Genomic DNA, 11,208 nt, shown 5'->3' with positions numbered 1-11,208 from the left:
GCACGCGCAAGGACGGCTCGCAGTACGGGACCAACCCCGCGTGCGCGGGGATCACCTGGGGCCACAACAACCGCTCCGCGCTGATCCGGGACCAACCCCGCGTGCGCGGGGATCACGAGCCCACGGCGGTGGCGACGCTGACGATGAGGGGACCAACCCCGCGTGCGCGGGGATCACAGGCCGGCGGCCTCGTCCATGTAGTCGGACGCGGGACCAACCCCGCGTGCGCGGGGATCACACGGTGGCGGTGTAGGTGTGGTGGCCCGGGGCGGGACCAACCCCGCGTGCGCGGGGATCACCGCCGAGAAGAAGCTGGCGCTCGTCCTCTCCGCGGACCAACCCCGCGTGCGCGGGGATCACCCGCCCGGCCGTCGTGTCGGTGTGGCGGGCCGAGGACCAACCCCGCGTGCGCGGGGATCACAGGAGCTGACCAGCGACCTTATCCGGTCAGGTGCCTGCTTTTACTTACTTCCCAAGATTGCGACATTGAGCACTTATCCCGCATTACAGCTTTCGATGAGTCTCTGTCTTGCATGCTCATGCCCGCCGCTCCGGACCTCGCAAAGGGCGCCATCCCCCCTACCTGCCGCCGAATCTGCGGCGCTTGGACGCCTTGCTCCACCCCTGCGGGGGAACCGCAGGCGTTCGCTGTGCCGGGCGGTCCGAAGCGGGGTTCGGGCGACGGATCAGCGTCAGTCCCTCGTGATCGGTGGGGTGCCACGCGTGATCGTGGGTTTCAAAGGTGTAGCCCTGCTCATTGTTCGTCTGGTAGGCGAGCAGAGCACGGCCTTGGTTGGCGTATTGGCGGACCTCGTCCCAGAGCGCCTCGCGGATGCGGGCCGAGGGAGAGCCGAGGAAGACTCCCGGAGAGATCTCCAGAAGCCAGCGGGTGAGGAATCCTCGCAGGCCGACTGGGCAATTGGTGAGAACGATGACGGTCACCAGATGACCTCATTGCCGTAGTTGCGGCCGCCTTCGACATGTACGTCCCCGTCGGACTGGAGGGTGGCACGGTCCTCGGCCGCATCGCCCGTGTCGCGGGTGCCGTCGAATCCGAGGAGGTCCTTGATGTCCCGGACACAACGATCCAGCAGGCGCGTCTCGTTGATGCGGTCGCGTAGCAGCCGTCGCGTGCGGGCCGCGACATCCTCCTCGCCTTCGACGGCCGCGTCGAAGGCGGCCGGGATGGCGATCTCGGTCCGGTAGAAGTCGGCCACGTCCAGCACGAACGAACGCTCGTGTCCGGAATGGACGAAGCCGAGGCCGGGTGAGCAGCCGAGCGCCGCGACGACGGCGTGGGCGATGCCGTACATGCACTGGGCCGCCGCGGTGATGCCCTGGTTGGGGGCGTCGCCTGCGGAGAAGTCGCCGCGGTGGAACTCGCGGCGGACCCAGGGCACGCCGGTGCGGACCGATTCCTCGCGGTAACAGGCCTTGACGCGCCCTCCCTCCATGCTGAGGAGTTCCTGGCGGGTGCGGCCGGCCGGGTCCTGGTCGGGGAACCGGAGCCGGTACATGGCCCGCGCCACGTCCAGCCGTGTACGCCGGTTGGCCCACGCCGTGGCCTGTGCTTCGACCAGGCCGGAGGAGCGGGTGAGGGCCCGGCCGCCCGCGTAGTAGCGCACCCCGTGCTCGCCGACCCAGGCCACGCCGGCGCCGGAATCGCCGAGGACGGACATGGCCTGATGGGTGATGCGCGTTCCCGGTCCGAGGAGCAGGATGCCGATGGTGGCGGACGGGATCTGCGTCACCCCGTCGGCGTCCTCCGCCGTGATGGCGTTGGATTCCCGGTGCACGGTGCACCGTTCCAGATAGACGAATGAGATGCGATCACCGATCCTGGCGAGGTCGCGTGGCGAGGAGGCTCCCCGCCGCCCGATGGTGCCCATCGTTCACCGCACCGGGGCGAGGGTCATGAGGCCGCAGCCGTACGCCTTGGCCTTGCCCAGACCGTGGGTGAGTGTTCGGCGGAAGACGTCCGGGTCCGTGACGCGCAGCCGGCCGTCGAAGGTGGCCCTGGTGATGCGTACGTCGTCACGGCCGGACCTGGCGGGAGACCTGCGGAACTGGAGGGCGCGCTGATCGCGGACAATCAACTCGTGTTCGTCACCCCGTTCCAGGAGTTGCCGTTCCATCGGCTTCCGCACCACCTCGAACCCCGCCCGCTCCTGGCGTTCGATGAGCCAGCGCGTCTGGTGCCGTGGAGTCCGGTGCGCGGCGCGCTTCGTCTCCTCGCCCTCGGCGCTGTGCTGGTGATGGATGTTGTGCACGGGGTTCGCCGTGAGCCTGAAGCCCCAGGTGTCCCCCTTGGCGAGTGCGTCGAGGAACTGCCCGTACTCAAAAGTCGCCCAGCCGGGTTCACCGGCGGCGGGCCAGCCCGCCTGGTCGACCAGATGGGTCAGGTCGGGGCGGGTGGGGCTGACGATGAACAGCCGGGTCTCGGTGGGGGTGTCGTGGTCCACGCGCCAGAGCACCCGGGGGCCCGATCCGTCCCGCGGCGGAGGCACCGGGAAGGACATGTTCACCGCACCGTGCAGGAGATGCGGTGAGCCGAGGAGCCGCTGGGCATCGGATCGGGCGGTGTTGATACGGAAGCGGGTCAGATACATCGGGTGGTCCTCGGTGCGGCGGGCGGGAGTCCATCGGTCGGGTCGTGGGCCGGCGGCTGTACGGGCGCCGACTCGCCCCAGCGCACACCGCGCAGTCCGTAGCGCCGATGGCGGGGATCAAAACTCAGCGGAAGGTCACGGAACGTGGCATCAGGGGTCTCTCCGGCCGGACAGTCGAGCAGAACCTCCAGCGCCTCCGGTCCGGCGCCCGAAGCCCTCTCCGGACGCCCGCTGCCAGAGAACCGATTCCGGTACCACCTCGACGCCTGCCATTCCGCTCTCTCCAACGCATCCTTGAGGCTCGTCCCCAGCGGCTCCGACATCGGAATCGGCCGTGACGGAGGACAGGAGCGCCGCCCGAGGTAGGGCAGGAAGACCGGGTCCAGCAGCGCCTCGTACAGCGCCCGGATGAGTCCGGGCTCGCCTGCGACCGCCGCGACGAAGACCGCGTCGGCGAGGTAGAAGCGTTCGGAGAGCGGCATGGACTTGCCCGAGTCGGCGTGGTGCGCGGTCTGGAAGTCACGCATCCGGCTGCCGGGCTGATCGATCCGTACACCGAACTCGAGCGCGGCGAGATCGGAAAGATCCGCCTCCCGGGAACGCCCCTGGGCACCGGCCAGGAGCCCGAGGACGCCGCTCTTGGTGGGTGCGTTCTCGGTGGTGCGGCGGGTGAAGCGGGCCGCCGAACCCCAGGCCTGGAGGGGCCCCGCGAGCCGCAGCAGCAGCACGCTCATGCTCCGGTCTCCGCCTGGGTGCTCTCCCCGGCCTTCAGCCGGTCGGCCACCGCCGCTCCCACGGCCGTCACCAGTTCGGGAAGAGCCAGCTCTTCGCCCAGGGAGGAGAGAACTTCGGTGTCCTGACCAACCCGCAGCACCCAGGTCCCGCCCTTGTCCGTGAGCCCGAACGCCTTCTCCAGCTCGGGTACGTACGTGGCGAGCCGCTCGCAGCTCCGGCGCAGGAAGCCGCCCTCCTCAGCCGCCTCCACGGGCTCCTCGAAGGCCCCGACGAAACTGATCGGGCGCCGGGTACGGAGCTTGACGATCACCGCTGCGGGCAACGTGTGGTTGCCGAAGGTGTTGATCTTCCCCGTGGGGAGCGAGGTGATGAATCCTTCGAGGAAGGCCTCCACGGCCCGCTTGGTGGGGTCCGCGGACGGCGTCCGGTCCTCGCTCAGACCACCCAGGCTCTCCTGGAGCCGGTTGGCGTCGACCGCCGCGTAGCGGTAGAGGGTCGACGAGTTGAAGTCGACGGTGCCGATCATGCCGGCACCCATCTCGGCGTCCGTGTTCGTATCGTCGACGGCCGTGAAGTAGTCCGACTCGACCTCGACCGCGTGCACACTCAGGGCATGGGCCACCTGGGCTGCCGCGTCGACGTTGAGATCGGTCGAGTCCGCCACCATACGGCCGAAGAGGGCGATGTCCACCGAGTGCCCGGTGTCCACCGACCGGCGGGCGCGTGCCTTGTTCTCCCTGGTCTTGAAGAACTCCTTGAGCGTCTTGAGATCGCCGTCCGATGCGCCTTCGACGGTGAGAGCGGCCAGCGCGTCGAACTGGCGGCTGCTCAGGAACATCAGATAGGTCGATTCCGGGGCGGATTCGGCCTCATCGTCGCCTCCGCCCTTCCTGCGCTTGGGGACCGTGAGCTTCACTCCCGTCGCGATCGCCAGGGTCTCCGCGGCCAGTTCCTCGGCCGCTGCCGGGGAGAGCGATGTGTCCAGGACGGAAATCCTCTCCGCCAGTACCTCGACCACCCGCTTCGTCCGGACCCCCAGCTCGGAGGGGTCGAGCAGTTCGGCGAAGGCCTTGCGGGTGGCCCGCTTCCATGCCTGGCTGGAGACCCGGGCCCGGCGCTTGCCGCCGTAGACGGCCGATTTCGGCGTACCGGTGTCGTCCCGGTTGAGGTTGCTCGGAGGGACGGTCTGGAGAACGTGGATGTCGATGATGGTCCGGTTCATGAACGCTCGGTTCCTCTGTGTGCGCGACGAAGGGGAGGACAAGGGGGAAAGGGAAGGGGCCGACAGAGACGCGGGGTGATCAGTCCCCCGGGCCGTAGTCGTCGTCGGTGTCGCCGAAGCTCAGGGACGGGTCGATCGCGTCGCTCCCGTCGCCCCCGTTCCGCGCCGCGCTTCTGCGGCGGGGAGCGGCGAGGTGGAACTCCCGGCCCCACTCGCGCCGCACCGCCGCGCGTCCCGACGGCGTCTGCCAGCGGCAGAGCTGATCGGCCAGGCGCCCGTAGTCGAGCGGCACCTGCCCTCCGCGAAGCAACAGCACGATCTCCCGCAGCCGGACGGCCACCGAGCCGATGGACTCGGCGGTACCGACCCGGACGAGCCGCTTGCGCAGCGGTTCGTTCTCCGAGTCGTCGGAGCCGGGCTTCTCTTCCGTCTTCTTCTGGATGAGCGTCCGGACCGCGCCCCCCAAGGTCGCCCCGGGGCTGTGCATGTCGCCGTCGCGGAGGGACTGCTGGTGCAGGGCCCAGAGCGTCACCGCCAGGTACACCGCTTCCTCGGCGTGTTCCCGGCGTACGCGTGTGCTGCTTTCCGCGAGGGCGTCGCCCAGTTCCTCCAGCCCTCCCAGGCCCCAGTGGTCCTGCACCGTGTGCGCGGTCTGCCCGGCACCGCGCCGCAGCCGGGCGAGGGCCGCCACCGCGGCCGGGTTGTCCCGGCGGTAGCCGCGTTGAAGCCGGGAGACACAGCGGGCAGTGGCTACGCCCGCCGGACCGGGCCCGTGCTGCCGCCGTTCATGGGACGGACCGGCGGGCTGCCGGGGTGCGGGCTCTTGTTCCGTCGTGGTCATCCAGAGTGCTCCGTGGCGTCGGTGTGAGGGTGGTGTTCGCAGGGGAGTGAACGGCTCGTCAGGTGAGCGGTCGTGGGGGCGCACCGGCTTCCGGCGGCGGGTCGCCCACCGGAAGGATCTTGTTGATCCTGGTCCGGAACCACAGATCCGCGCGGGCGTCGTCCACCCAGCGCTTGCCCGTACGCGGGAGATCGATGATTCGCCCTTCCGCCGCGGCCGAACCCGCGGTGTCGAGCAGCTGCCGGCCGAGGCGATGGACGATCCGCCGCACGGTCGCCTGCCATGCGGCACGGTCGGCCACCGGGTCGTCGCTCCCCCCGAGGTTCCGCAGCCACTGCCGGTAGGGACCGTCCAGCGCGCCGAATCCCAGGTCGCGGGCGATCTCCGTCAGCGGGGCCGGGTCCGATCCCGCGGCGCGCGCGAGATTGCCCGCGAGGTGTCCCAGCGCGGTCACCGCCTGCTCCGCGTCCGAGACCGCGTCCACCGCCGCGGCGCCGTGGAACGGCCGTTCCTCGTGGAGCAGGACGACGGGCAGTGTGACCCCGTCGTCGACCACCTCGTCCACCACGGACTGCTGAGTCCCGTACACCGCCCCCACCAGTCGTACCCGGATGAGGGAGCCCTTCGGCAGCACTCCCTCGGTGGTGAGCAGGGCGAGCCACTTCACCACTCCCGAAGGCAGAGTCTGTGGGGTGCCGCGCCCTGTGCCGTCCGACGGGGAGCGCTGCGCGTACAGCAGGCTGCCGAGGCCCCGCCACGCGGCGCGGGTGGGGTCGTGCTGCCGCGGCATGTAGACCAGCGGACGGCCCAGCTTCTTCTCCTGCGGGGCGCTGCGGCGCCAGCCGGACATGGGCTCTGACTTCCACCGGTCGTGCGGGGTGAGCGGGTCGCCGTAGCCGAGGACGACCCCGGTGACGGTGAGGCCGGCACGGCCGGCGTCGTCCTCGGTGTCCTCGGTGCGCTCGCTGTGCTCGGTGTGCAGGAGGACGCGCCGTGACTGCCAGGTGTAGAGATCACGGGGGCCGGAAGGCCGGCGGACCTCGGGGTCCTCCGCGATCGGGCCGGGGCCCGGCGCCTCCTCCCGGCGCCAGACCGGCATGTCCCCGCGCCGGTCGACGGTGAGCAGGTCCTCGTCCGTGGGGATCAGATTCAGCAGCAGGGTCTCGTGCAGGGACTCCCCCTCGGCGAAGACACCACCGAGGTTGCCCGCCCAGCCGGTGCCCTGGGGATAGACCCTGCCGCCCGTGGTCCGGTCGTCACCGGCCATACCGGACTTGATCCCCGACGGGTCGAAGGCGTGTGTGTGCACCAGCCACCGGGCGGCCTCGGCGAGAGAGAGCCGGTCCGCACCGGGCCGGCGCATGGCGAAGAAGGGTTCCCCGTTCGGAACGTCAGCGACGATCCGGTTCAGTGAGGCGACCTCGTTCTTCTCCGTGTGCAGGCCCGCCGTCTGGAAGAAGGGGCGCTGCGCGTGGAGCAGATCGAACCGGTCCTGATGCCGGGCGAGGTACCCGGGCACGGTGGAGAAGGGGTCCGTCGCACGCCACAGCTCCTCCCAGTCCTCCATTTCCGCAGGTCCTTCCACCGCGTCGTGGAGGATCGCCAGCAGCAGCCGGAGAAGCGCGAACTCCTGTGTGGGCAGATCACCCACAAGACGCCGCAGATCACGGGCGTGTGCGAAGACCTCCAGCAGCGAGAGTTCCGCCATTGTGCCGTCGAGGCGCTGGACCGGCAGCCAAGGCCGGGAAACCAGGTCGAATGAGTTCGGCACGGGATCAGGCACCTTTGCTTCCGGTGCGCCGACGGGGGTCACCCGAAGTCCGTCGGCACGGCTGTATCGGAGGTCGAAGCCTGACAGACGGGTCTGACAATCCTCGTTAAGGACAAGCAGCAACTCACCTGCCAGCCAAGGACATTCCTTGACCTGCCAGGCCGGAACGGCGAATCGCTCCAGCTCGGCGATGGTCCGGTCGATCGCCCACGGCTTGGAGAACTGCCAGGGCAGGGTCAGAGCGCTCGCGGCGACGGCCTCGGCGGCCCAGCGCGTCGGCGGCGCGTGCTCGGGCAGCTCCAGCCCGCCCCTTCCGCCGCCGAGCCAGTCGACGGTGGTCAGCCGGCCGTCCCGGCGGCGCTGGATGACCAGCACCTCCAGGCTCTCCTCACTGTCGCGTACCTGAGCGCGCCCCTCGCGGGCGTCGTCCGCGTCGCCCGCGTTCGCGTCGAGCCAGCCGATCACCGGCCGTCCGGCCCGGCGGACGGGTCCCAGCCGGAAGGCATCGGCTTTCTCCCGTTTCGTGGCGAGGGCGTTGAGGTAGGCGCGACGGTGATCAGCCAGCGCGGAAGCCCAGTGCGCGGGGCCGACCGGACCGTCCCCGTAAGCTGACTGGACCAGCGGGCTGATGTGGTCGGGCAGGACGAGCGGAGCCCCGTCCAGATGCGGGCCGAGGACCGCGACCGCCCGCAGCAGTGTGTGCGGCCCCCGGTAGACGCCGAGCGAGCCGCGCGCGGGCTCGGGAGGGTCGGCCCGCCAGTCGGCGCCGGTGACCAGGCACCGGGCCTGGGCCAGCCGGGGCGGGCGGAGGCGTGGATGGCGGTGCAGTCGCCCCATGCGCTGAAGCACCAGGTCCACCGGAGCCAGATCGGTGACGAGCAGATCGAAGTCGATGTCGAGTGACTGCTCGACCACTTGACTGGCCACGACGACGTGCGGCCCGATGGGACGCTCCCCGTCCGGACCGAAACGCTCACGTAACTCGGTGTCCTTGCCCGCCCGGTCGGCCGCGAGGAACCGGGAGTGCGCCACGGTCACGGCGTCGGTGCCGAAGTGAAGCCTCAGCCGTTCCGCGGCCTCCAGCACCCGGTCGACGGTGTTCCGTACGACCAGTGCGCAGCCACCGTCCCGGAGTTCGTCCGCCAGCCGCCGAACCAGCAGCGACAGATCGTCGTCCACTCTCTCCAGCAGCACCTCGGTGCGGCGGCCCGTGGCCGGGTCCGGGCACGCGGTCGTCACCGCCGCCCCGGGAGCCACGGCGGTGAGCAGCGGGTACGCGTCCTCCGGTACGTCCGTGACGCCCCCCGGGTGACCCGCTTCCTCTCCCGCGTAGGCCGCCGCGAGCTCCCTCCTCCGGCCCGCGGGAAGCGTCGCCGACAGCAGCACCACCGGTACTCCGTACGCCGCCAGCCATTCCAGCACCCGGTCGAGGTAGGCGTTCATATAGGCGTCATAGGCGTGGACCTCGTCGATGATGACGACCTTGCCCGCGACCGCCAGATGCCGCAGCGCCAGATGCCGGCTCTTGAGCCCGGCGAAGAGCACCTGGTCGATCGTCCCCACCGCGAACGACGAGAGCAGAGCCTTCTTCCGCCCCCGAAGCCACTGGTGCGCGTGGAGTCCCGAAGGGCCGGAGCGGACGGCCGCCCCGGGGCTGGGCACGGCATCCGTACTGTCCGGCTCGACGGCGGCGATCGTACGGTCCCCGGCACGCATCAGCCCTGACCAGACCTCATTGAGCGCCGACTTCGCGTGCGCCAGCACGACGGAGCGCGGGCCGTCCGGGGGAAGGCGGTCAAGCCAGCTCAGCAGACGCGGGAACATCGCGTCTCCCGTGGCCCGGGTCGGCAGGGCCACCAGACAGCCACCGGCCCCGGTCCTGGCGGCAAGGATCTCCGCCGCCGCGAAGGCCGCCTCCGTCTTGCCCTCGCCCATCGGCGCCTCGATGATCAGAAGCCCGGCCGCGGGCATCGCCCGGGCCATCCGTACCGCCTCCTCCTGCACCGGCCGGATCACCGCACCGTCCGGCAGTGCGAAGCGGTCCCTGAACAACTCGGCAGCCGTACCCTCCGGTTGCGCCGCCGTCCAAGGCCCCGGCAGGTCGAGCCCAGCCCACGCCGCCGACAGGCGCCGGGCCTCTCCCTCGGGGCCCCGCGGCGACCAGGATGAGGGGGCGTACGGAAACAACTCCGTTGAACTCGCGATCCAGTCGGAGACGATCACCAGACCTGTCAGCGCCACCTGCGCCGTCTGCGGCAGGCGCACCGACGACCAGTGCCGGAACCGGTCCGTGACCCCGGCGACCTGTGCGCAGGCGTCCATCAACTCGTACTGCACAGAACGCCATGTGCCCTCGCTCGTCCCCGGGGTCCGGAGGAGCCGGGGGCGGAGCCGGAGATCGTGGATCTGCTGGTGGTCTGGCGGCGTACCGTGATGGCCACCCGCCACCACGGCGAACTGCCCGGAGAGGCGGTCGGCCAGTCCGAACCGCTCGGAAAGCCACTCCTGGAGCAGGAGTTGACTCGCCAGCCCGTGCGGAGCCATGCGCCGATCTGTGCCGAACTGCTTCTGATACGGCATTGCGAGCCCGGCCGACCGCATGCGATCCGCCAGACCCTCCACCTGGCAGGCGAAAGCCGGTGTCGCCTTGCCGACATCGTGGGCGGCGGCGAGGAAGACCAGCAGGCGACGTGCGTCGTCTGCGCCCCCGGGCAGCGCTTCGGCGGCGAGTGTCTTCACCCGGTTGGGTACCCATTCATCCCACAACACCCCTGCCACTGCGGCACTGTCCGCCATGTGGCGCCATAGGGGGAGCCACTCTTCGGTCCGCCTGTCGTGCTTTCCCCAGGCCCTTCTGGCGGCGGGGGAAAGGAGATCGAAGGGTGACCCGGAGCCGGGATCGTGCGAACTCGGTACTGAATGCGGCATGGCTGCATACCCCCGCCGGGCTGTGGTGTTCCGAAAGGGTCCATGGAGAGACCGACGTCGGGTCTGGATGGTGGCGCCTTCGAAGGTCTGCGCGCGTGATGGGCTCGGTCGTCGACAGCCCCGGAGGGCCGTAGCCGCCCGAGGACGAGCCCTCAATCCAACCCCGTCTGGGGGCACGGCGCTTGGTGCGGACGGCCAGCCCAGGATGCCGGTCGGGTTGTCGCTGGCCGCCGTCGGTCCAACTTGCCGGGTCGGTCGATGAGCACGAGGGCCGCTGGGCTCAAACGTCGATCCAGGCGAGGGTCAGGGCGCCTACGGAGCCGGGAATCGGCTAGACGCCACGAGCGGAGCCGCAGGGGCCGAGGTCTCTGCCCCTCTGCCCCAGAGCGACGACGACCACGACCACGACCACCGCAATGCCCCAGATCCACGCCATGACGGGCGAGGGGGCCAGGGGTGCCGACGCGACCACTGCCGTGAGCAGCGCGGTCACTGCCCCGCGCTGATCACGGCCGTCGCCCTGGTTATGGCTATTCGCCACTTTGTTCTCCTGGAGAGGTGTGCACCAATGAGGACAGAGGAGGGCAGACCTCCCCCGCGCGACGGGCCGAGTGCCCCTGAACCGGGGGCCGCCTCGTCACAACGAGTAAGTTATCGCATCCGCAGAGTGACTGACGCCAGATCGAGCGTTCTTCATTCCCTCAAGGGACCGCGCTCCTCGAGTGATTGACTTTTTACCTACGTCGAGAAACTCATGGTTCACAGCTGGGAGCGATCACCCCACGGCCGCGCAGATTGAAGATCATCCAACCCCGCGGACGCGGGGAGCAACACGCACCCGAGCACGTACCCCAGAAACTCGTGGGGGTCAGCCCCGCAGAGGCGGGGACGGTCTCCTCTGCGTGTCCGTCGACGGCTACGCGGAGGCGGAAAGGCGGGTGCACGCCCCATAGGTGTGGGGCGAGTCTACAGATGGATCTCGCCGACACATCCGCAAGACCGGGACGGCGAAGGCGCGCTCTCGTACGCGAAGTACCAGCTGGCGCCCTCGGGCACGGGCGCCGGCGAGCTGGCGGAGGTGGAGCTGCTCGGCTGACCGTCC

Annotated in this window: 8 protein-coding genes and 1 CRISPR repeat array (1 of these 9 running past the window's edge); of the genes, 1 reads left to right on the top strand and 7 read right to left on the bottom strand. The window is 70.2% G+C overall.

Translation table 11 applies throughout. From position 1 onward, the window contains the following. A CRISPR array of direct repeats spans positions 1-421; the repeat unit is 29 nt; unit sequence GGGACCAACCCCGCGTGCGCGGGGATCAC (it extends 768 nt beyond the left edge of the window). A 158-nt stretch (positions 422-579) separates the two neighbouring features. From cas2e to casA, 7 genes are all read right to left on the bottom strand, one after another. Then, the gene (gene cas2e / locus ACZ6J5_RS16025) at positions 580-942 is read right to left on the bottom strand and encodes a type I-E CRISPR-associated endoribonuclease Cas2e (protein ID WP_469391796.1); all 363 of its coding nucleotides are present in this window, start codon (positions 940-942) and stop codon (positions 580-582) included. Continuing rightward, on the bottom strand, positions 939-1,889 hold the full coding sequence (cas1e, locus tag ACZ6J5_RS16020) for a type I-E CRISPR-associated endonuclease Cas1e (RefSeq protein ID WP_469391794.1): 951 nt from the start codon (positions 1,887-1,889) through the stop codon (positions 939-941). Before cas1e ends, cas2e begins: the two co-directional genes overlap by 4 nt. Positions 1,890-1,892: 3 nt before the next feature. Continuing rightward, positions 1,893-2,609 (bottom strand): type I-E CRISPR-associated protein Cas6/Cse3/CasE, encoded by a 717-nt coding sequence (cas6e, locus tag ACZ6J5_RS16015; protein ID WP_469391792.1) that lies wholly within the window; start codon positions 2,607-2,609, stop codon positions 1,893-1,895. Next, entirely contained in the window at positions 2,600-3,343 is a 744-nt protein-coding gene (cas5e, locus tag ACZ6J5_RS16010) for a type I-E CRISPR-associated protein Cas5/CasD (RefSeq protein WP_469391790.1), read from the bottom strand. Before cas5e ends, cas6e begins: the two co-directional genes overlap by 10 nt. Beyond that, the gene (gene cas7e, locus ACZ6J5_RS16005; protein WP_469391788.1) at positions 3,340-4,566 is read right to left on the bottom strand and encodes a type I-E CRISPR-associated protein Cas7/Cse4/CasC; all 1,227 of its coding nucleotides are present in this window, start codon (positions 4,564-4,566) and stop codon (positions 3,340-3,342) included. The genes cas5e and cas7e overlap by 4 nt, the downstream gene beginning before the upstream one ends. Before the next feature lie 79 nt (positions 4,567-4,645). Further along, positions 4,646-5,407 (bottom strand): type I-E CRISPR-associated protein Cse2/CasB, encoded by a 762-nt coding sequence (casB, locus tag ACZ6J5_RS16000; RefSeq protein WP_469391786.1) that lies wholly within the window; start codon positions 5,405-5,407, stop codon positions 4,646-4,648. Between the two features lie 58 nt (positions 5,408-5,465). Beyond that, complete coding sequence (gene casA, locus ACZ6J5_RS15995) at positions 5,466-10,106, bottom strand: type I-E CRISPR-associated protein Cse1/CasA (protein WP_469391784.1); 4,641 nt, start codon at positions 10,104-10,106, stop codon at positions 5,466-5,468. A 955-nt stretch (positions 10,107-11,061) separates the two neighbouring features. Between casA and ACZ6J5_RS15990 the strand changes: the two genes are divergently transcribed. Next, positions 11,062-11,202 carry a hypothetical protein gene (locus tag ACZ6J5_RS15990; protein ID WP_469391782.1) on the top strand — a complete coding sequence of 47 codons (141 nt, stop codon included), beginning with the start codon at positions 11,062-11,064 and terminating at the stop codon, positions 11,200-11,202. Positions 11,203-11,208 lie beyond the last annotated feature (6 nt).

It is taken from the genome of Streptomyces sp. NPDC042100 (assembly GCF_055582325.1).
Note: the sequence above shows the minus strand (reverse complement) of the source record. Positions and strands in the feature narration are given on the sequence as shown.